Origin of the sequence: Cerasicoccus arenae (genome assembly GCF_014651635.1) — a bacterium.
Classification (GTDB): Bacteria; Verrucomicrobiota; Verrucomicrobiia; order Opitutales; family Cerasicoccaceae; genus Cerasicoccus; species Cerasicoccus arenae.
The window spans coordinates 92,853-114,069 of the sequence record NZ_BMXG01000012.1 but is presented as its reverse complement, the minus strand read 5'-3'; the positions used below and the strand labels follow the sequence as shown (position 1 = coordinate 114,069).

Genomic DNA, 21,217 nt, shown 5'->3' with positions numbered 1-21,217 from the left:
GACCCGCGCCGCTGCTTGCACGCTAATCGATTTGGATGCTGCTCGGATCGTATGTGACTTTGGGGTAACTCAATTGGAGATCATCCAGACAAGCTACGACGATACGAGCGACCAATAAGTTCCGCGCCCATTTCTTATTGGCCGGAATGACATACCACGGTGCATCTAGGTGGCTCGTCTTGTCGAAGACTTCCTCGTAGGCCTCCACATATTGTTCCCATCGACTGCGGGCTACGAGGTCCGATGGATCGAATTTCCAATTTTTTTCGGGCCGATCCAGTCGCTCTTGCAGACGCTCCTTTTGCGTAGCGCGATCAATGTGAAGAAAGAACTTGAGGATGATCGTGCCTTCGTCGATCAGCATTTGCTCAAAATCATTAATGTGGCGAAAGCGCTTTTTCCAGATAGCCTTAGGACGCAATTCATTCACCCGCACCGCGAGCACATCTTCGTAATGGCTACGGTCAAAAATCACAATCTCACCGTTTGCTGGCGTGCTGCGGTGCACACGCCACAGATAATCATGCGCCAGCTCGTGGCTCGTTGGCTTGTCAAAGCTCGATACGTGGACGCCCTGTGGATTTACCCCTCGGAAGACATGCTTGATCGTGCCATTCTTTCCGCTGGTATCCATGCCTTGCAGCACAAAAAGCAGCTTTTTACTCTTATCGACAAAGAATCGCTGCTGTAACTCGGCGAGACGGATGTGGAGATCACTCAGCTCCTCCCGTGCCTCCTTCTTGCATTCCGGAAGGTCTTTCCAAGGGTCAGGTGAGACCTTCGACAAGTTGTCGTTTTGGTCCTTCTTGATCAAGTAGTGCTTGTAGTCACTCAGTTCCATAGCATGTGTCTGAAGCGTTTACTCACTGTCACCCGAAACGACCCACTAGGACAAGGACAATATCGACGCTAACTAATGAGAAGGCGGCAATACGCTTAGTTTCCTGAATCGTCCTTGCAGTCTGATTGTTGAACTCGTTTTCGCTAATTCCGAACTCAGCTCGCGAAAACCGTCAGGTCGCACCATTCGCCGTCAACGCGCGAATCGATTTTCACCTCACCGAACTTGGCCTCAACCAATGGAGCAAAGACTGCGCGTACGCTGTCGACTTCTTCGGCAAGGATACCGCTCAGGGCCAAAACGCCCCCGGGTGCTGTAGCGGCGACCAAAGACTCAGCATGGATTTTTAAAACATCGGCCTGAATGTTCGCGAGGATGAGGTCGGCCTTGCGATTGATAAGTCCATCTTCCAGGCCCGCTTCGACAAAGGCCACACTTGCGTCGGGTAGATCATTGAAGGCGCGATTTTCGATGCTGACGCGAACAGCCTCAGGATCACGATCAAAGGCGTAAACTTCGTTAAAACCGAGCTTAGCAGCCGACATTGCGAGAATGCCGCTACCACAACCGGCGTCGATCACGCGCTTGGTGGCAAAGCCGGTGTAGGCGTTTCGAAAGTCCAACAGACGCTTAGCCATCAGGCGTGTAGTCTCGTGCGCTCCAGTGCCAAAGGCCATGCCTGCGTCGAGGTAAACAGCGGTTTCACCAGCGGGAACGACGTAATCATCACGCCGCCAAACAGGCACCCAATGCAGGTCGCCATAGGACCACGGATCGATGAAAGCCTTGTAAGCATCCTGCCATTCCTTGTCGTCAAACTCACGCCAGTTGGGAGCAGCAGGCAGCTCAGTGAACTGCTCGCGCATCTCGGCGTACTCACGCTCAGCCTCGACACGTTCCTGGAAAAAGCCCTGGAGCGTGATCGGGTCTTCATCGCGAATACGAAGCAAACACCAAGATGAGCGCACGTATTCGCAGAAGTAGTCTTCGAGCGATTCGGCAAGTTCATTAGAAATAATGCAGGAGACTTCGTGCATAGCTTTGCGATGTATGAGTTGCTTTGCGACGCAGCGTTAAGTCGCGCAGCAGGTCAGTATTAATTAAAGGCAGCGGCCTCGGAAAGCTTGCGGATCACTGCGGGCAGCAAAGCGTGTTCAGCCATGTGCACACGCGCCTCGAGATCGGCCAGTGAATCCTCAGCATAGATCGGCACCTTGGCTTGGGAAATAATTTCCCCGCCATCGACTTCGGAGTTCACCCAGTGAACGGTACATCCGGTTTCCTTTACCCCTGCTTCATGAGCCGCTTTGATCGAGTTGAGCCCCGGAAAATCCGGTAAAAGACTGGGGTGCAGATTAATGATCCGCCCAGCAAATGCCTTGAGCAACGGTGCCTTAAGCACGCGCATAAAGCCCGCCAAAACGACAAGATCAGGCGAAACGCTTTCGATAGCGTGCGCCCAGTGGGCCTCGGCGTCGGGCGTAAATTTCGTTTTGTAAGGGCCGGGGTCGAGATAGACACTGGGCGTGTCAAACTGTGGCCCAAGCTTGAGAATGCGGGCGTGGGGCTGGTCGGAAAAAATGCCGAGCACATGTGTGGGACCCAGGCGACCCTCTTCCTGAGCGCGAAGAATCGCCTCGGCATTGCTGCCTCGACCAGAACCTAAAATGGCAACGCGATACATAGTTAAAAAGTTTGGGCGGCGGCGTTGATCTTGGCAATCAAAGACGTGGTGCTGTAGCCTTCAAGGTAAGGTAGGAAGCGAATTTGCGCTCCAGCGGCTTCCAATGCCGAGCGTTCTTCGAGGTTCAGTGTCTCCAGAGTGTAATCCCCCGCCTTGGCATAAACATCGGGTTTGAGGGCCTTAATTTCCGCCGTGAGGCGGGGCGTGCCGAAAGTGATCAGCGTATCGACAAAGTTCAGCTGACCAAGCAAATAAGCACGCTCGGTAGCATTCTGAACCGGGCGAGTTGACCCCTTGAGCGCTTGCACGCTGGCATCTCCGTTCAGGGCGATGAACAGCGCAGTACCCAACTTGGCTGCTTCACTTAGGAAATAAACGTGCCCTGTATGCAGCAGATCAAAGCAGCCGTTTGTCAGGACAACCTGCTTCCCCTCCGTGCGCAGCTTATCGCGGCGGGCTACCGCATCGCGAAGACTGAGCAAGCGAGGATTAGGCAAATCCGTCATCGTCATTCAAACCACTTTTTCGCCTTATCGAAAAATCCTTTTTCAACGGGCTCGTCGGCGTCGCCACAGACTTCAGCGAAATTTTCCAAGGCCGCGCGTTCTTCGCCCCCAAGCTTCTTAGGCACTTCAATTTCCACGCGGACAATTTCATCGCCGATGTGGTTGCCACGCAAAGCAGGCATGCCTTTGCCACGTAAACGGAACTTAGTGCCCCCTTGCGTGCCCGAAGGAATCTTGAGCGAAGCGCGCCCGGTGAGCGTCGGCACTTCAATCATCCCGCCGAGGGCTGCCAGCGTAAACTTAATTGGGATCAGGCAATACAGGTCGTCACCGTGGCGCTCAAATATCTCGTGCGGCGCAATGTGCAAGGTGACGTAAAGATCGCCGTAGGGGCCGCCCTGCTGGCCAGCGTTCCCATTACCACGTGATCGCAGGCGCGAACCGGTGTCAACGCCCGCCGGGATGTTCAGCTTGACCTTGTGTGTATTAACTTGGACGCCGTGTCCGCGGCAGCTGCCGCACGGCTTCTCAACCGTTGTGCCCTGCCCTTGGCAAGTCGGGCAAGCTTGGCGTACCTGGAAAAATCCACGCGACGAGATGACTTGGCCAACGCCACCACAAGTCCCGCATTTAACGCGGGAGCTGCCGGATTCTGCGCCAGATCCATCACAAGAGTCACAGGTTTCGTGTCGACGGTAGGCAATTTCTTTCGTCACGCCTTCGGCTGCTTCTTCCAAGGAAATCTCTAGGTCTTCGCCGAGATTCTCACCCTGGGTCGGGCCGCCACGTTGGCCGCCACCGCCGCCACCGAAAAACTCTTCAAAGATGCCGCCACCGCCGCCTTGGCCGCCGCCGCCACCTTGACCAAAGAAGTCGCGGAAGACGTCAAAGGGGTCATGGAAACCGCCGCCGCCGCCGCCTGCACCTTGGAAGGCGGCATGGCCGTAGCGATCATAAGCTGCCCGCTTGTCGGGGTCTTTGAGCGCTTCGTAGGCTTCGGAAATTTCCTTAAACTTTTCTTCAGCCTCAGGATTGTCTGGGTTTTTGTCCGGGTGATACTTGATGGCCATCTTGCGGTAGGCCTTCTTAATCTCGTCCTGAGTGGCTTCCCGCGCAACCTCCAGTAGCTCGTAGTAATCGTGTGGCATCGTGTTCAAGATTCAGGCGCAGTTTCGCCAGCCTTAGCTGGGCCAGAGGACACCACCACAGAGGCGGGCCGCAACAGGCGGTCGTGGAGTTGGTAGCCCACACGCATCACCTTGAGAATATGATGATCGGGCGTCTCGTCGCTAGCCTCGTGGCCCACGGCGTCATGCTGGTGATGGTCAAATTCGTCACCAATCTTCGGCATCACCTGGACAAGGCCACGCTGCTCAAGGATTTGCGAAATCTGTGAAACGATGAATTCGAACCCCTTCGCGACATCTGCGGCGCTGGACGCCTTGGCGGCGTGATCGAGGCCCATCTGGAAATTATCCAAGGCTGGCAAAAGGTCTTCGATGACGCCTGACTCCACGTTTTTGCGCAAATCATCTTTTTCGCGGGAGACGCGGCGACGATAGTTATCTAGGTCGGCTACGGCGCGCAGGGTGCGGTCTTTTTGGGCCGCCAAATCCTCCTGTAGCTGGTTGATCTGCGCCAACAAGGCGCTCACGCCGTCCTCCGCACCGGTTTCTGCCGCGTCGGCGTCGGCTGCCCCTGGATTGGGCTGCGGCTCTTCGTCGATTGGTTTTTGGGTATCGCTGCTCATGACTTGAATTAAGAAAAGCTGCCTAACTTAACCGAAAAAGCCCTAAAACAAAGGAATTTTTTGCGCGGCAAGCGTATTTTCCGCACTATTGCGGATTGGCGAGGTTGTTACGCATCTGCTCTTCAAGCATTTTGATGACGGTTTGCTCGTCCATCTCCTGATCTTTTTGCTGAAGGGTTTGGGCAATATTCTCCAGACCATTAGCCTGTAGATCTGCCGCGATGCTTTCAATGATGGGGCGGATTTCCTCCACATTCTGAAACGTCTTGGCGTAGTTGACATCCAACACGCGGTAAATGGTCTCCGGGCCGGATACATTGGCTAGCTTCACGCGGCGCAGTTCCAGATTAAGCTCGGCAATGACTAGCTTACCCGGAACGGTCTGATCTTTTTCGGCAGCCTGCTCCTGAATCTGCAGGATGGCCTTGGCCCAGTTTTCCTCGGCAGACTCAATAAAGGCTTCCAGATTGGAGACAGCGGTGTTGCCTTGAACAAAGGACAGCTCGTCGATAATCAGTGTTACCTCGCTGAGGGCCATTTTTTCGGCATTCCAGTTCTGACGGTCCAAGCCAACTGTAAACTCCGCAATGTGCAGGAACTCGCGATCAGGAAAGTCATTCGGGCTGTCGATCTCGATATTTGTCAGCGTAAGCGTCTGGTTCTTAAAGCTAACGCTACCATCCTCAACCGTAGTCGGGAAACCGGTCGCCTCAGTAATGGCGCGCTCGGCGATCTCGGGTGACAGCTCATCCACCGCCCAGATAAATCCGACCGCGAGCAGGACAATGCCCACCACCAGAGCGCCGACGAGAGTCAGCAGGCAGCCAATTGGCTTAGTGACGATTTTGAACAGGCCCATACGATGATTTTATCTGTGTCCGTGGCGTAGCAACTCGCCAGATTTTTCGTTTCTCCAAATTATTTTCGTAAAAAACCTGATAGGCATCATTTTCCTCATCGGCCAGCACATAAATGCGTACCTGCGGCCCGTTGGGTTTATAGACGTTGGTGTAGAGCTGCATTTCAACCGCATTTTTCGCCACGCGGACGCGTAATGGATTGAGAAAACCCAGCTCGGTGGGAATCGGATACTCCGGGCTGTAGCGGTCATAGACCAAATCCGCAAGATTCGGTTCCTTCTGATAATCTCGAATCATGACGGCGGCCAGTTGACCAATTCGGATCGCGTCGGCCTCCGTCATTGTCCTTCCGTATTCCAAGGCAAAACGCAGGTCCATCTTGGAACGGCGGAAGGTTTCCCGCATCGTGGAGAAATACACCACCTCTTCATGGGTGAATTCATTGGGGTTCTTCACGTTCATATCCTGCGCCATCTGGCGAACATTCTGGATGTAGTTAGCCTTTTGCTCGGGCGTCAAACGCGCAAGTTTGGCCTCCTCCTCTTCATCGTAGCCATAAAGATAGCCAATAAAGCTCCAGACATCTTCGTCCGAGAGCTCGGGCGAAACCGTATGCGCAGGCGAGGCCCCGGTAGACTGCCCTTGCAGCCCAGAAACGGCCAGCAGACAAAATAAAACTGCGGTTTTCGCCGCGAATTTAACCGTGCGCAAAACCATCCGTGATGAGTACGACGCTGTCCTTGGCCGCGACGAAAGTGAAAGCCGATTCGTAAGGCAGAAGGACGTTTGCGCCGGTGGGGACTTTGGCACCGTCTTCCAGATCACGCACACTGCCTTGGACAACGCTGAGCAGGCGGGGCTGCTCGTTCGCAGAGAATTCCAAACGTTCACCCGCCCGAAGCTCACGCTTGGTCAGATTAAAGATTTCGCTTTCAACCAGCGTCTGCTCCCCGGGTGCTGGCTTAATCGTCTCCGGCTCAAAGTCCTCGAAGTTAATGCACTGGAGCGATTCCTCCACATGAAGCTGGCGCGGCTGGCCGTCCAGACCGACACGCCCCCAATCGTAGACGCGATACGTAGTGTCCGAGTTTTGCTGGATTTCCAAGATAAGGTTCCCGCCGTCGATGGCATGGATGCGGCCGCTGCGGACAAACATTGATTCGCCTGGACTTACCTTCATGCGGTGCACGCATTCTTCAAGTGAGCCATCCGCCAGACGGCGCTCAAATTCTTCGCGCGTGGCACCTTTTTTCAGGCCGACGATCAGACCCGCACTGGGCTCGGAATCGGCAACATACCAGTTTTCCGTCTTCGGCTCACCACCGAGGCTCGGCGCAATGTCTGCCGGTGGGTGCACTTGCAGGCTGAGGCGCTCCTGACAATCAAGCCACTTGACGAGGATAGGAAACGGCGTCTGGGAGTTCCAATCCGGCCCCATCAGCTCAGTCGCATGTTTTTCCAGAGCCGCACGCAGCGTCAGCCCGCTCAACTCCGCACCATGCAGTACGCTTTGGGCCTCGGGACGGTCGACGATTTCCCAGGATTCCCCGTAAGGCTGGTCATCTGGCAACGAGCGACCCAGTTTGGCTTCGAGGCCACGGCCACCCCAAACACGTTGTTGATAAATTGGCTTGAAAGAGATAAAACGCATTGAATTAAACTTACTCACTCTAGCTTATTGGTCAATAAGGCACTTTAGTAGTCGCTCCACCATCGGCATGATGAATCAATAGGCCTAGAACTGGCGCAAATGTTATTGATAGTAGACTCAATTAAAACACTAAGGTTGCCTTGAAGCGTCCAGCTTTCTCCTTATGGCTTGTTTTAACACCTCCGCTTGGTATTTTTGATTCCTCTTTATTATGGCCGCATCCGGCAAAAAAACGCAATCCGCACCTCAAAAGAAATCGTTTGCCCCTCGTGAGCAATCACGACCGCTTTGGGGTATAGTCATACTACTCATTGGTGTGCTGCTTCTGGTGGCCATGTTCGACTTCGAGCGCCTACAGTCCAGCCAGTTTGCCGTTGGCGCTGAAGCAGAGACGACCACGAACAAAATTGGTGTGCTTGGTGCCAATACCGCCACCCTGCTGCTGCGCATGTTTGGTGCCGTCTCTTGGCTCATCCCCTTCGCGTTCCTTTGGGTGGCCTACCTACTCTTCTTCAAGCGCGCTCACCGTGTGCGCATGCGCCTATACCTATCAATGCTCGTCTTTATTCTGGCTCTGACCGGACTCGCGACGCTTTTTGATAAATGGGGGACCGAACCACAGCCGGTTGACGCTGTGCAGGTCGAGAAAGTAGCCGAAGCGCCAGACTCCAGCCCCTTTCCCCAAGGGCCAGGCGGTGGTTTCGGCCAAATCCTTTGCAACGACTACACCCGACTATATTTGGGTGAGCTCGGCAACGCCATCCTGCTGGGTGCCTTGGTCTTCTTCAGCGGACTGTTCCTCTTTACTGATAACATTCGCGCCTACTTCCGCCGCCGGGCAGAACTCGCCGAGCAACGTGCAGAACTGCGCGCAAAACAACAGCTAGCCGATGAAAAACAGCGCGCACGGGACGAAATCGAGGCCAAACGCGCCAACGACCTCGCAGAGAAACGAAAAGACGTCCCCAAGAAACCACCTTCAACAAAAAAAGCGATTCTAGCGGAAGACGGCCCGAAAGTGGCTCGCAAGCCATTGACCTCCGGCGAATCAATCCTCGGTAATCCCGAACCTGCAGTGGATAACTATATCCCTGAGGCCGAAGAATTTGAAATCGAACAAAATGCGGAGGCTGAAGACGAGGGCCACGAGAGCTTCCTCCCCCCCCCCTCCCCCCCCGAAGCCAAACCCAAAAAAGAAAGCCTTTCCCTCCCCCCCTTTAAGCCCAAAGGCACGGCAGGCCCCTTCAAGGCCAAGACAACGCCACCCTTTAAGCAGGTCTCAGAGCCTGACGAAGACACTGGAAGCGTTACCAGACGTGTCGGCGGCATTACCATTGTTGAAAGTGAGAAGACGGAAAAAGCGGATTCCAACCGCCCCGATCGCCGTGGCGATTACATTTTCCCTCCACTCAGCCTCCTCGCTGATCCACCGCACAGCAACGACAATGACCACCAAAACTACGAGGAAATGGCCGCACAGCTCATCCAGACACTGGAAGAGTTTAACGTCAAAGTGGCACCCGCCGAAGTCCTCACCGGCCCCGTCATCACCCGCTATGAGGTGACCCCCGCCCCCGGTGTCCGCGTAGAAAAAATCCTCAATCTCGATAAGAATATCGCTCTCGGCCTGAAGGCAGATGCCGTACGTATCATCGCACCAGTGCCCGGCAAGGGCACTGTTGGCGTGGAAGTGCCCAATCGACACCCGAAGCCCGTCTGCATGAAAGAAATCGTCGAATCAAGGGCCTGGGCGGAGTCCAAGGCCGAGATTCCCGTCGTACTCGGCAAGGACGTGACTGGCAAAGCCATCGTTGAAGACCTCACCAAGATGCCTCACATGCTGATTGCGGGGTCCACTGGCTCAGGTAAAACGGTCTGCATCAACGCCGTCATCGCATCGCTGCTCTATTACGCAGGGCCCGAAGACTTGCGCTTCATCATGGTCGACCCGAAAGTCGTCGAAATGCAGGTTTACAATGACCTGCCGCATATGCTGATCCCAGTCGTTACCGACCCCAAAAAGGTCCCCGGCGCGCTGAAGTATTTGATCAACGAGATGGAGCGACGCTACCAGATTTTTGCCAAAGTCGGCGTGCGCAACATTGCGGGTTTCAACAAGAAACTGGCCACCGACAAGGAAGAGCAGGAAAAACTCGCTCAGCTCGAACGCGAACAGGGTGCTAGCATGTCCCCCGAGGAACGTGTTGCCGGACTCGAAGTCCCCCGCGATGACGACGCTTATGAGATTCCCAAAAAGAAGCTACCTTACATCGTCTGTATCATTGACGAGCTTGCCGACCTCATGATGGTCGCGCCACAAGACATCGAAACCGGCGTCGCCCGCCTCGCTCAGTTAGCCCGAGCAGCTGGCATTCACCTGATCCTGGCCACACAACGCCCATCAGTAAATGTCATCACTGGCGTCATCAAGGCCAACTTGCCGACCCGCATTTCCTTCAAGGTGGCCTCCAAAGTCGACAGCCGCACGATCCTTGACCAACAAGGAGCGGACGCCCTCATCGGCAAGGGAGACATGCTTTACATCCCCCCCGGCACCTCCAACCTGGTTCGCGCTCAGGGGGCATTTGTGTCCGACGACGAAATCAACAACATCGTCGAATATCTCAAGGACAAGAACGGTGAACCTGAGTATGCGGAAGAAGTCCAACAGCAGATCGAGGCAGGTGACAGCGATGGCGGAGGCGTAGAAGGCGAGTTTGACGACGAGCTCGTGCCACAAGCTATCGAAATTATTCGCACCCACCAACGCGCCTCCACTTCATTTCTCCAGCGAAAGTTGAAAATTGGTTACAATCGCGCCGCGCGCATCATTGAAATCCTTGAAGACGAGGGCATCGTCGGCCCCGACAACGGCTCCAGCCCACGCGAAATCCTCGAAGGTGCCGAATAGAAATCACTCCAGATTTCTGGGCTGAATTGACCAATTTGAGCAGATTAAATCCTTGTTAATCATGAGCATGATTAATTCCGTCTTGCGCCCCGCCGATATTTCCCAACAACGTTAAGGTTTAATGCCGAATATCGGGGACAGATTGGAAGAAGCGCGAAAGCGACAAGGGATTTCGATACGGGAGGCCTCCGAAGCCACCAAAATTCGAGGCGACTTGTTGCTGTCGTTAGAGAACAATAATTTCGATTTTGATCTGCCTGACGTTTACAAGCGTGGTTTCCTCAAACTCTATGCCCGCTTTCTGAAGCTCGACACCGATAAGCTGATGATCGACTTCGACGCCGCCATGATGGGCCGCAGCAAAGTCAAACGTAGTGATGCCCGGGAATTCTTTGGCCGCATGGATCTGCCTGAGCGCACTACGCCGCTCGGCAGCAGCGAATCCACCCCCCCCTTTGGCCAACACGAAGAACCTCGACGGGCCAACCCAGACAGCCAGCCGTCTGAGCCCATGGAGCAACAGTCAGACACTGCACTCTACTGGAAAATTGGCGGCATCTTCGTCGGCGTATTCATCATCATCAGTCTGCTGACACTACTGGTGCAGTCCATTTTCTCCAGCGAGCCGGACACAACTATTCAAGAGAGCGACACTGTGGTCGCCGCCGATCCGGCCATCCCGGCCACTCCAACGGAAGTAACGATTATCGGCTTGGGCAACACCAGCGTAGTCGTCAACTCACTCGACGGAAATCAGGAATTTAAAGAACGCATCCGCCAAGCCTCAGGCTCCATCGCAGCGGGTGACGAAATCAGCTTCATGCGTGAAGGCCCGATCATGATCGTTGCCTCAAACATTGAAAACATCGCCGTGCGTATTAACGGACGTGAATTCCGCGCCGAAGGCATGACTGGCATCGGGCGCTGGTATTTCAACGCAGTCGGTCCCTACACGCCGTAAGGCCTCAGAGGGGGGGGCAGTTGGCCGGTGGCTTACGCCTTTAGGCTAAACAACGCGAAATTCTGCCGCGGTTTCGTCTGGCAAACGCTCTTTGATGATTGTCCGGTTACTATCCGCTAGCACGACTACACGAGGAGACCACTTAGCGGCTTCCTCAGGCGTCATACGCGCAAAGGACATGATGACCAGCAGATCGCCTGGCTTGCCGCGATGGGCAGCAGCACCATTGAGAGCAAACTCACGGGAACCCGCGGGAGCCGCAATGGCGTAGGTTTCAAGTCGCTCACCATTAGTGATGTTCCCCACGAGGATTTTCTCGTAGGGGAGCAGGCCGATGCGCTCCATCAACTCGGAATCAATGGCTAACGAGCCCTCATAGTCCACCTCTGCTTGGGTGACTTCGGCTCGAAGAATCTTGCTCTTGAGAATATCGACTAACATTGCCCCTGTATCCGCCTACAGCAAATCCCGTACGCAGAATCAAATAACAAAAATCAACTTTGCCTCGCCGTCAATGCACAATTACCAATTTGGTGGCTCAAGCAAGCTCGTCAATTAGCCCCGTAAGGCCTATCCTGCTGCTTCTTTGGCCTCACGTGCGGCCTCGGCGTCGGAATCATTCCGGGCTTCACGACGCGCCTCAGACATCTGTTTGCGGCGGGCCAGCTCACGCATGTCCACAGCAATGTCGTCCTTTTCAAAGATTTCCTGACCCAGAATATGCTCCATGACGTCTTCCATGGTAACCACACCAGTAACGGAGCCAAACTCGTCCACCACGACCGCTAGTTGCTGGTGGTGCTTGAGGAATTGCTGGAGCGCGTGGGCGGCGTTGGCGGTGTCAGGGAGGTAAATAACCTCCTGCACCAAACGCTTGATGGTCAGGCTATCGCGGTCTTCTGCTTTCGCCTTGAGCAAGTCCCGGCGGCGCACCACACCGATAATGTTGTCAATGTTCTCCTCGTAAACCGGGAGACGGGCAAAGGGGATGTTGGGCAGGCGCGCAAAAACGGAGCCAATCGTCTCACTGCATTCAAAGGCCGACACCACGGTGCGCGGAGTCATAATTTCACCAATCTTAACGTCGTCCAGACTCAGTGCATTGGAGATGATCAAGCTTTCGTCGGCAGTCAGCGTGCCTTCTTTGGCGCTCTTCTCAGCCAGCAGAATAATCTCTTCTTCGCCCGATTCCTCAACATATCGCTTACCGGCGATGAACTGGACCAGCGTCTTGCAGAGCCACGAGATGGGCAGCATGATCATGCGAACGCCATGCAGCGGATAAACCATGTATGGCTGTAACGACGGACGGTAGAGGATGCCCAAATTCTTCGGGATCACTTCCGATAGGATCAAGATACCCACCGTCATCGAGCCCGGCACAACGTATTTAGCGATGTATGAGGGCGAATCGCTGAAGACCTGTACTGCCAACACACCAGTGACCGTAGCACCCAAGGTATTCGCAACGGTGTTCAGGCTTAAGATCGCAGACGATGTTTCTTCGATATCGGCCTTAAAACGCTCCAGCAGTTCACCTCGATGTAGGGCCTTCTGCTTAAGAGCTTCGATTTCGGCAGTGGTCGTGCTAAGAATCATTGCCTCCAGCAGCGAACAGAACGCGGACACCGTAAGTGTAAAGACTACTGCAATGGCGAATGGTATGTATTCAGTCATCGCAAGAGGGCGGACCGAGGGCCCGCGGCGCTAGGGAAAGGTTCTATGTCTTCTGATTCCATTGGGAAATAATCTAATATGTCAAAGGTTGGTAACCTGAAAAGCAAGCATATCTCGCGCCTACAAATGCCACCTTCATGTTACACTTTGCATAAGCATACATAAGGTGATAGATTGAATAAAAGATTTACCTCATTGGGCTCGCTTTCTCCCTTGACCGGTTCTGAAAAACGGCGTTTGATTTCATTCCCAGACAACTCCTTACGTTATGCATACTCCAAGAATTCTCGTTGCTTCCTTGGCTCTGGCCGCCTCCATAACTTTTTCCGGCTGTGAGCTTTTCGAAGAAGGATTTGAGCAACCAGTTACCATTTATTCTTTTCCGACCGGTGCCGATGTCACCATTAATGGCGAAAGCTATGGCAAAACTCCAGCCACAGTTGAGCTAGGTCGTTTGAAAGCACACCAGATCACTCTGGAAAAAACGGGCTACAAGACAATGAACGAAAGCGTTATGCCAACGCGCAATGATGCTGGTGAAAGCTTAGTGCGCTTTGGCGTCATGGAAGATACCGGTCTCTACTACGACCTATCCCCACGACCAATCAAAGCGCAGCTCGTCACCGAAGTGCTGCCCAATAGTCGTGGCCCAGACGCCTACAGCGAAATGGCAGCCATCATTACCGAAGTTGACGCCCGACGCGAATCCGGCCAAATCGGCCCCGTCGAGCACAAATACATCGTCGACCAGATTGTCGGTTTCTACGCCAACTAAACGGCCTCATCCTTCCCACCAACCCGGCTGATTTTCGTAATCGCCGGGTTTTTCCTTGGCCCCGCGACAGATTGTTAGACAATCCGACTCATGAGCGAGCTTCAGCACACGCCCCTTTACGGATTTCACCTTGACCACGGCGCACGCCTGGTTCCCTTTGCCGGCTGGGAAATGCCCGTCCAATACGTCAGCATTCTCGAAGAACACGTGGCCGTGCGTGAGCGCGCTGGCCTGTTCGATGTCAGCCACATGGGCGAAGCACTCGTCACCGGCCCCGACGCAGAGACGTTCTTGGATTACCTTTTGCCTAATAAAATCGCGGGAACTCCGATCGGCAAAGGCGTGTATTCTCCGATGTGCCACCCGAGCGGTGGCGTCGTCGACGATCTCATTGTTTACCGCCTGCGTGAAACCGAGTTTCTCCTCTGCCTCAATGCTTCGAATACAAAAAAGGACCTCGACTGGATAAACGCCCATAAGGGCAGCTATGACTGCACCATTGAAGACGTTTCAGCGGCCTATGCCCAACTCGCGCTCCAAGGCCCCAAGGCCATAGAAATCCTGAATCTCGTCGCGGAACCCCCAACAGGCAAGACCTTGGCGGTCAAACGCTTCCGAGTCCTGGAAACGGAGCTGGCTGGCATCCCTTGTTTGATCTGCGGCACTGGTTACACGGGTGAAGGCGGCGTAGAAATCTACTGTCATCAGGGCCATGCGCGACAACTCGCCGATACTATTCTCGAAGCTGGCCAACCTCTTGGCCTCGCGCTTTGCGGTCTAGGTTCGCGGGATAGCCTACGCCTAGAGGCTGGGCTGCCACTCTATGGCCATGAGCTAGGTGACGACATTACCCCCACCGAAGGCGGCGTGGGCTGGACTGTTAAGCTGAACAAACCGGGCGACTTCATTGGCAAGCAGGCGTTGGTCAACGAGCAAGCCAACGGCCCCAAGCGCCAGCTCATTTTTTTCACGATGAATGACCGCCGCATCGCTCGGGCGGAGACACCTGTTTTCACAGGAGACACGCAAGTCGGCGTTGTGGTGTCCGGCACGCAGTCACCTATCCTCAATTGTCCAATCGGCAGTGCACTCATTGCCGCAGACGCAGACCTCGCAGACCTTACGGTAGACATTCGCGGCAAGCGCATCCCATTAACGATCAAGGCACCGCCTTTGCATCGTTAGATTCGGGGCATGTTTTCCCCAATTACGCGCCCGAGAAGGCGTATCACGGCATTAAAATGAGCACGTAGTCGCCACCGTCACCTTGAAAGCCGCCTGTGCTGAGGTTACCATCATCGAGCATGGAATCGATATTGGTGGCCTGTTCGTCGTCCATAAACGATCCCGCAATTGCGATGCCCGCCTGATAAGTCCCGTTCTGGAAATTCCAGTCGTAGCGACCGCCCACTACTGTGCGGGCCTCAAAAACAGTGGCAGCCAGAAAACCGGCCATTTCAGTCGGTAGTACGCCAGCGGCTACTTCCTGCGGCCAAACGCCGCGATCAAGATTATAGTTCTCAAATCCTTGTTTAAATATACGCAAGTCATTGGCCATTCGAGAGTTTTGCGTCCCCAGACGCGCTTTCTGAAAGGCAGGCATCGCCATGATCGCCAGCAATCCGATGATTACCACAACAACCATGACTTCGACGAGGGTGAAACCCAAATAGTGAGCCGAATGTGCCGATTGAGCGGGACAGTGATGCGCATTAGCTCGCTGTTGGGCAAGTTCGTTGCGCGGAGCATTGCTTGGGAGTTGGTTTTTCATTGGATGATAATTTTAGTTATAATGGCCTATCGAATGAGCATTCATACGTAGGACCTGAAGTAAACACCCTCAAGCCGTTAGTTTCGAGCAAGCCGGATATCTCGTTTTTTTACCATCTGTTCAAACCATAACCATTTGATAACTAATTGTTTAAATGAGTAATAAATGCATAAAAAACGCGGACGAAATCCATCGTCCGCGTTGCTACTGAAATCACTGTAACAGAGGGTCATTCCTCTAGTATATATACATAGGCACCGCTAATGTTTCGGAACTTCCCAGTGCTCAAATCACCGTCATCGAGAATTTCATCAATGCCAATCGCTTGTTCGTCTTCTAGATTTGAACTACGAATGCTGACTCCAGCTATAAAGCTGAAGGCACCTGGTCCTTCCCAGTCGTAATTACCACCGTAGATCGTTCCTGACTCAAACTTATCGATGACAATGTAACCAACCATTTCAGGAGGCAGGATACCTTGATTGACGTCGGGTGGCCAAACTCCGTTCTCCAGACTATATGTCTCGAAAGCGCCACTGAACTGCCGCAAATCATTGGCCAAACGGGTATTTTGCGAGCGTTGACGTGCTCTCTGGAAGGCCGGTAAGGCGATTGCCGCTAACAGACCGATGATCACTACGACAACCATGATTTCCACGAGAGTGAAACCACGATGCCGCTTGGGCACTAACAACGCAGAATGGTTGTCAGTATCCGATGACGCGCGAGTAGGTATTGAGGGAGAGTCGCCGCGCCGTGCGCTCGCCCGAGTAATGATACACATGATGGATTATTGTTGATGATATTCATGGCCCAAATAGGGCGGTATAACGTTGGTATGATATAGAGTCCTCAACCTAATGTTGTTTGGCTAGGCCCTCAAGACATAAGCCGACATGGCCCTTACCCATCCCATCTATCACTCCCGATAAACGTGCAAAAGATTCATTAGCAGCATTTTGTAACTGTGATAAAATATCGTAAAAACATCTAAACACCCTCTCATAGCCTTAAATTGAACCCTATTTCCAGCTGAAAACCACGGCAGAAATCAACGGAAAAACCTGCTTATTAGCATGCAATTTTCCGCTCAGGAAGTCCCCCTCCCCCCCTTCTCACTCAGAAAACAGTCTGGCAAAGGCAGCGAAAGTAGTCCTTCCTCAACGTTTTTTCAGTATGGAAACACTGCGTAACATAACCACCCAGCAGAGCCAAAACGCGCGCGAGGCCTACGGCACGCCACTCTATCTGTATTCCGCCGACGCCCTCGAAACACAGGCGCGACGGACGCTAGCCTTCCCCAATGCCTTCGGCTTGACCGTCCGCTACGCAATGAAGGCTTCCCCCAATGCAGCTATTCTTAAGCGCTTCACCTCTCTCGGCCTGCACATTGACGCCTCCTCGGGCTGGGAAGTCCGCCGCGCCCTCAAGGCAGGCGTTCCTGCGGGCAACATCTCACTCAGCACTCAACAAATGCCGGAAGACTTTGGTGAACTGCATGCGGCGGGCATCCGCTTCAACGCCTGTTCCCTTGCACAGCTCAAGCGTTTCGGCCAACTCTTCCCCGGCCAATTATGTGGCGTCCGCTTTAACCCAGGCCTTGGCTCAGGTGGCACCGGCAAAACCAACGTCGGCGGCCCGCACTCCAGCTTTGGCATTTGGCATGAATGGGCAGACGAAGTCGAGGCAATCGCCCAAGCCAACAATCTAACCATCGAGCGCATCCACACACACATTGGCTCCGGCAGCGATCCAGCCGTCTGGGAGCGCGTCTCCCACCTGAGTCTGGCTCTCGTACGCCGATTCACGGACGTCAAGACGCTCAATCTGGGCGGCGGATTCAAGGTCGGCCGCATGGATTTTGAAAAGTCGACGGACCTCCAAGTCGTCGGCGAACCGGTCAAGGAGGCCTTTGTAGCCCTCGCCGAAGAAACCGGCCGAAAGATCCACTTGGAAATCGAGCCTGGCACCTTCCTGCTCGCCAATGCCTGCTCCCTGCTCACGACCGTGCAGGATATCGTGGCTACTGGCGGGCTCGATGGACGCCAGTTCCTCAAGCTCGATGGCGGGATGACGGAAATTCTCCGCCCTTCCCTCTACGCTGCACAGCACCCGATCATCATTTCGCCCAACGAACCAACCGAAGGAACTGCGGATTATCTCGTCGTTGGCCACTGTTGCGAATCAGGCGACGTGTTGACGGTGGGCGCGGATGATCCGGAATCCCTCCAGCCACGCACACTCACCAAGGCTGCAATAGGAGACCTGTGTGTTATCGAAGGTGCTGGCGCGTATTGCTCATCGATGAGCGCAAAGAATTACAATAGTTTCCCCGAGGCCGCTGAAGCACTGCTGGAAAAGGATGGAACCTTGCGGCTGATCCGACGTCGACAGACATTGGAACAGATCCTGCAAAACGAAGTTGATGAAGTATAATGGGTAAACTTGCCACCAAACTACGCCGCGATCCGGCAACCAGCGTCCGGCACCGGATTAATGCCGGGCGCGTAGCAGTCCAGCAGCAGGTGGATTTCTTTCATCGTCAATTCGGCTCTGTCGCGAGTGATTGGAAGGCCGATGACACTCGTGTCACCTTTGCAGACTTCGCCATCTCGGAAAAGCTTTTCGCTGAATTGCGGGGTTCGTTCCCAAAGGACGATTTTTGCAGCGAGGAATCCAGTCCGGAAGACGAACTGATGTCGCTCGAAGCTGAATTTTGCTGGGTACTTGATCCCATCGACGGCACCAACAACTACTTCTTCGGTATCCCTCTGTGCGCGATTTCGCTAGCACTATTACGCAACGGCGAGCCGATCTACGGCTTTGTTTATGATCTGGCCCGTGGCGTCCTGACTGAAGGTGGACCGGATTTTGGAGTACTCGACGGCAATACGAAAGTCACCGTAAAGTCGACTCCGCTGGACAGGCACAGCATCATTTCACTGCACTTCCCTCTGGGTGCCGGAGAGGCAGATACGCTCCAGCCTTGGCTAGAAACCTATCGCGTGCGCTCGTTTGGCAGCAGCACGCTCGCTTTGACCTACGCGGCATTGGGTAAGTTGGACGGCAGCTTGGACTGTCGTGTCAAGGTCTGGGATATAGCCGCAGCTTACGCCCTAATCAAGGGTGCTGGTGGTGAATTCCACTGGTACACTGAACCGGTGTTCCCACTTCGCTCATTCCATGTCGATCAGCCTAAGCTACGTTTTGCCGCTGGTTCCTTGGCCTTCGTTGAAGCCGCGGCTAAGCTGGATATTTGAAGCATTGGGGAAAACGGTGGGGCCTAACCCTACATCACTCTTTCCTTAACGATTTGCTCACTTAAACACCAAAGTCCGGCTGATCAGGTCATAACCGGGCAAGGCGACTGGCAGGTCCTCGGACATATAAAATTCCGTAATCAGAATACCCTTGTTGGTGCCAGGGACAACCGCGGCGAACACACGGCAACCACCGGGAATCATACTCATAATTTTGCCCTTCAGGTGCTTGCCGACACCCTTATAATTACCCCATGTTTCAAAGCTGCCGTAGGAATAGGTCTCAACCGCAGGCCCGTCGAGGGCCTGTAAGACATCATCCATCGCACCGCTGACATCCATGCCCGGCGCAGCGTCGAAAATCTCAATAACAATGTGGGAGGAACCCGGTGTTTCGATAGTGAAAAGGCTATCTGGCTTATAATCAGCCTGATTCGTGGCAAGGCGCCAATCCTTAGGATACTGCAATGTAAAGCCAGGCCGATTAACCGTCACCAAATCTGACTCAGACCATTCGCCCGCATCTTCAATTGCTTCCTCGCGATCATCTTCTGGATCATCGAAGAAAAAGGCCAAGGGCAGATTAACCGCGCCCACCGTACCCAATGCGAACATCATTCCGACTAACACTAAAATACGCCACCAAACGACTGACAAAGTTTTGCTTCCCATGACCTGAGAACAAATCTTATAGAGTCTATTACTCGGTTCAAATCAATATTTTGGATTAATTTCACATGCTGACAACTTCATTGGGCAGCAGATCGTGAATTTGGAGCTTCGGGTTGGAGTCCATCAGTTGGTCAAAGAACCATTCACGGGCCTCGGGATCACCGTGCGTCAGGGCCACTGTGCGCGGGTCGAGCGTGCGTGCGAACTGCAGCAGCTCATCTCGGTCAGCATGCCCACTGAGATCAAATTGCTCAATTTGAGCACGGACAGAAGTCGCGTGGTCAATCACTCGAAACAAAAAGCTATCTCCATGGGCAGTAGCCAGCAGCTCTCCCCCCGGCGTCTCCGGATCACAGTAGCCGACAAAACAAATCGAATTGGCGTGGTCGTCCAGCATCGCGGCAGCAGCATGATAAGAAGGCGTGTGCTCGACCATCATTCCGCTGGAGAGTAGATAGATGCCACCTTGACCAGGGCTGCGGCCAGGCTTGAACGGCGGTGGCGGCTGAACTTTAAGCGCCTTGAGCACCGTTCGACGGAAATGTAGTCCACCAATCTTGCGCGTGATAGCGTCAAAATAATCAACGATATCCATCCCTAGTCCTGTGCAGAAGACCGGACATTCCGGCAATTGGCCCCGCTGACGTGCCTCCTGAAGCAGGTGCAATAGCTCTTGCATACGCCCAAGTGCAAAAACTGGGATGAGCACGCAACCACCACGCGAAACAGTGTGCGCAATGGTGGATATTAGCCGCTCGACTTCGCTTTCTCTGGACCGGTCAGGCACACGGCCTTTAGCGCCGCGCGTAGTTTCCATCACGAGGGTATCCGTTTGTTCCAGCGGAAAGTCTGCGCCATCGAGCGTCGCTTGCGGCCCAAACATTACATCACCCGTAAAAAATATGCGGCGGTGCTTGTAAACGAAGCTCACACCAACGGCCCCGGCAATGTGCCCGGCACGATGCAGTGTAAAGACCAACTCCTCGCCGTCGCGCTCAATCTTACGTGACTGGCCAAAGGCCATCCCGAGTAAAGCGCGGTCCACTTGGTCAACTTCATTAAAAGTATAGAGCGGTAGGTCACTGTTGTGTAACTCGTCGCGTTGACGCTTCATCACATTGACCGAATTGCGGAGCATACGCTGGGCAAGCATCTGCGAAGCACGGCTCGACACATAAAGCGCTTCCGGGTGCTCGCGGCAGACAATTGGCAACGAACCCAAATGGTCGAGATGGCAATGCGTTAACACAACCAAATCCAGCGGTCCCGCACCCAACAAGTCAAAATTAGGTGTGGAATCCCGCCCCACTGACTTGGGATCGAGCCCGGCGTCGATGAGAACTCGAAATGGCCCAATTTCCGCCAACAGGCTATTCGCACCGATGCGCCTTTGACGCCCTAAATCCGTGAGTTTCATAATCGATGAGTGTGGATCCTTCTCAGGCGGAGTCGATGGCAGAGTGTCTTGAGCTGATTTCAATTTTCTTCGTGTGGAATGTTCATGGTAAAACGCGGAATACGTGTAAAAATTGCCCCACCCTGCTCGTCCAGACCGTGGAAAGCACCTTCCGCCGTCGCGTCCTGGCTGCTCACGTGGTAGCTGTTGTAAGAAAAGCTCTCACCGGGTTCGAGGCGAGGTGTTTGCTGGATAATTTTATCCCCCTCGACCACCAGCTTACTGCCATCCTCGTGATCAATGATCCATTTGCGCCCTAGCAGCGTAACGGTGCGGTCCGACAGATTTTCAATCGTAATGAAATAGATAAATGCGTACGCACGCTCGTCGCTCGGATCTTCGATCTGTTGGTAGATCACTTTATCGACCAACACCCGCAGGCCAGGCAACTCAACGGCGGCTTTTTGCGGCTGGGAATCGGGCATTGAAGAAATCCTAGCAA

At 54.0% G+C, this 21,217-nt stretch carries 22 protein-coding genes; 6 read left to right on the top strand and 16 right to left on the bottom strand.

Features of this window, described 5'->3' with window-relative positions; genetic code table 11:
- Positions 1-22: 22 nt before the first annotated feature.
- From IE065_RS11035 to IE065_RS10995, 9 genes are all read right to left on the bottom strand, one after another.
- Positions 23-841, bottom strand: coding sequence for a PPK2 family polyphosphate kinase (locus tag IE065_RS11035; RefSeq protein ID WP_189514982.1), 819 nt, complete (start codon positions 839-841; stop codon positions 23-25).
- A 155-nt stretch (positions 842-996) separates the two neighbouring features.
- Positions 997-1,878, bottom strand: coding sequence for a 50S ribosomal protein L11 methyltransferase (locus IE065_RS11030; protein ID WP_189514980.1), 882 nt, complete (start codon positions 1,876-1,878; stop codon positions 997-999).
- A 59-nt stretch (positions 1,879-1,937) separates the two neighbouring features.
- Complete coding sequence (gene purN / locus IE065_RS11025; protein ID WP_189514978.1) at positions 1,938-2,525, bottom strand: phosphoribosylglycinamide formyltransferase; 588 nt, start codon at positions 2,523-2,525, stop codon at positions 1,938-1,940.
- A gap of 2 nt (positions 2,526-2,527) precedes the next feature.
- Positions 2,528-3,031 (bottom strand): adenylyltransferase/cytidyltransferase family protein, encoded by a 504-nt coding sequence (locus IE065_RS11020; protein ID WP_200163332.1) that lies wholly within the window; start codon positions 3,029-3,031, stop codon positions 2,528-2,530.
- 2 nt (positions 3,032-3,033) lie between these two features.
- Positions 3,034-4,179: a molecular chaperone DnaJ gene (gene dnaJ, locus IE065_RS11015; protein ID WP_189514975.1), complete on the bottom strand. Its 1,146-nt coding sequence runs from the start codon at positions 4,177-4,179 to the stop codon at positions 3,034-3,036.
- 5 nt (positions 4,180-4,184) lie between these two features.
- On the bottom strand, positions 4,185-4,781 hold the full coding sequence (locus IE065_RS11010) for a nucleotide exchange factor GrpE (RefSeq protein ID WP_189514973.1): 597 nt from the start codon (positions 4,779-4,781) through the stop codon (positions 4,185-4,187).
- Positions 4,782-4,866: 85 nt separating this feature from the next.
- The gene (locus IE065_RS11005; RefSeq protein ID WP_189514971.1) at positions 4,867-5,640 is read right to left on the bottom strand and encodes an AsmA family protein; all 774 of its coding nucleotides are present in this window, start codon (positions 5,638-5,640) and stop codon (positions 4,867-4,869) included.
- Complete coding sequence (locus IE065_RS11000) at positions 5,615-6,358, bottom strand: hypothetical protein (protein ID WP_189514969.1); 744 nt, start codon at positions 6,356-6,358, stop codon at positions 5,615-5,617. Before IE065_RS11000 ends, IE065_RS11005 begins: the two co-directional genes overlap by 26 nt.
- Positions 6,339-7,292: a type I phosphomannose isomerase catalytic subunit gene (locus IE065_RS10995; protein ID WP_189514967.1), complete on the bottom strand. Its 954-nt coding sequence runs from the start codon at positions 7,290-7,292 to the stop codon at positions 6,339-6,341. Before IE065_RS10995 ends, IE065_RS11000 begins: the two co-directional genes overlap by 20 nt.
- Positions 7,293-7,503: 211 nt before the next feature.
- Here IE065_RS10995 and IE065_RS10990 point away from each other — a divergent pair, with 211 nt between their 5' ends.
- Together IE065_RS10990 and IE065_RS10985 are read left to right on the top strand one after the other, a co-directional pair.
- Positions 7,504-10,203 carry an FtsK/SpoIIIE family DNA translocase gene (locus tag IE065_RS10990; RefSeq protein ID WP_189514965.1) on the top strand — a complete coding sequence of 900 codons (2,700 nt, stop codon included), beginning with the start codon at positions 7,504-7,506 and terminating at the stop codon, positions 10,201-10,203.
- Positions 10,204-10,324: 121 nt separating this feature from the next.
- A complete protein-coding gene (locus IE065_RS10985) occupies positions 10,325-11,164 on the top strand; it encodes a helix-turn-helix domain-containing protein (protein WP_189514963.1) in 840 nt (279 codons plus the stop codon).
- Positions 11,165-11,209: 45 nt separating this feature from the next.
- Here the strand turns inward: IE065_RS10985 and panD are convergent, their stop codons facing one another.
- Positions 11,210-11,605 (bottom strand): aspartate 1-decarboxylase, encoded by a 396-nt coding sequence (gene panD / locus IE065_RS10980; RefSeq protein ID WP_189514961.1) that lies wholly within the window; start codon positions 11,603-11,605, stop codon positions 11,210-11,212.
- Positions 11,606-11,734: 129 nt separating this feature from the next.
- Positions 11,735-12,841, bottom strand: coding sequence for a CNNM domain-containing protein (locus tag IE065_RS10975; protein WP_189514955.1), 1,107 nt, complete (start codon positions 12,839-12,841; stop codon positions 11,735-11,737).
- A gap of 268 nt (positions 12,842-13,109) precedes the next feature.
- On the opposite strand from IE065_RS10975, the gene IE065_RS10970 reads away from it, so the two are divergent.
- Both IE065_RS10970 and gcvT read left to right on the top strand, forming a co-directional pair.
- The gene (locus IE065_RS10970) at positions 13,110-13,616 is read left to right on the top strand and encodes a PEGA domain-containing protein (protein ID WP_189514953.1); all 507 of its coding nucleotides are present in this window, start codon (positions 13,110-13,112) and stop codon (positions 13,614-13,616) included.
- A 90-nt stretch (positions 13,617-13,706) separates the two neighbouring features.
- Positions 13,707-14,801: a glycine cleavage system aminomethyltransferase GcvT gene (gene gcvT / locus IE065_RS10965; RefSeq protein ID WP_189514951.1), complete on the top strand. Its 1,095-nt coding sequence runs from the start codon at positions 13,707-13,709 to the stop codon at positions 14,799-14,801.
- A 43-nt stretch (positions 14,802-14,844) separates the two neighbouring features.
- Here gcvT and IE065_RS10960 read toward each other — a convergent pair whose 3' ends face one another.
- Positions 14,845-15,387 carry a type II secretion system protein gene (locus IE065_RS10960; protein WP_189514949.1) on the bottom strand — a complete coding sequence of 181 codons (543 nt, stop codon included), beginning with the start codon at positions 15,385-15,387 and terminating at the stop codon, positions 14,845-14,847.
- A 229-nt stretch (positions 15,388-15,616) separates the two neighbouring features.
- Positions 15,617-16,171, bottom strand: a complete 555-nt coding sequence (locus tag IE065_RS18275; RefSeq protein WP_189514947.1) for a type II secretion system protein — start codon at positions 16,169-16,171, stop codon at positions 15,617-15,619.
- A 392-nt stretch (positions 16,172-16,563) separates the two neighbouring features.
- On the opposite strand from IE065_RS18275, the gene IE065_RS10950 reads away from it, so the two are divergent.
- Positions 16,564-17,823, top strand: a complete 1,260-nt coding sequence (locus tag IE065_RS10950; protein WP_189514945.1) for a diaminopimelate decarboxylase — start codon at positions 16,564-16,566, stop codon at positions 17,821-17,823.
- Positions 17,823-18,647 (top strand): inositol monophosphatase family protein, encoded by an 825-nt coding sequence (locus IE065_RS10945; RefSeq protein WP_189514943.1) that lies wholly within the window; start codon positions 17,823-17,825, stop codon positions 18,645-18,647. The genes IE065_RS10950 and IE065_RS10945 overlap by 1 nt, the downstream gene beginning before the upstream one ends.
- Positions 18,648-18,704: 57 nt before the next feature.
- Here IE065_RS10945 and IE065_RS10940 read toward each other — a convergent pair whose 3' ends face one another.
- The 3 genes from IE065_RS10940 to IE065_RS10930 form a co-directional block, all read right to left on the bottom strand.
- Positions 18,705-19,319: a hypothetical protein gene (locus IE065_RS10940; RefSeq protein WP_200163333.1), complete on the bottom strand. Its 615-nt coding sequence runs from the start codon at positions 19,317-19,319 to the stop codon at positions 18,705-18,707.
- A 61-nt stretch (positions 19,320-19,380) separates the two neighbouring features.
- The gene (locus IE065_RS10935) at positions 19,381-20,736 is read right to left on the bottom strand and encodes an MBL fold metallo-hydrolase (protein WP_189514938.1); all 1,356 of its coding nucleotides are present in this window, start codon (positions 20,734-20,736) and stop codon (positions 19,381-19,383) included.
- Between the two features lie 59 nt (positions 20,737-20,795).
- Positions 20,796-21,200 carry a Co(2+)/Mg(2+) efflux protein ApaG gene (locus IE065_RS10930; protein ID WP_189514936.1) on the bottom strand — a complete coding sequence of 135 codons (405 nt, stop codon included), beginning with the start codon at positions 21,198-21,200 and terminating at the stop codon, positions 20,796-20,798.
- Between the last annotated feature and the right edge of the window lie 17 nt (positions 21,201-21,217).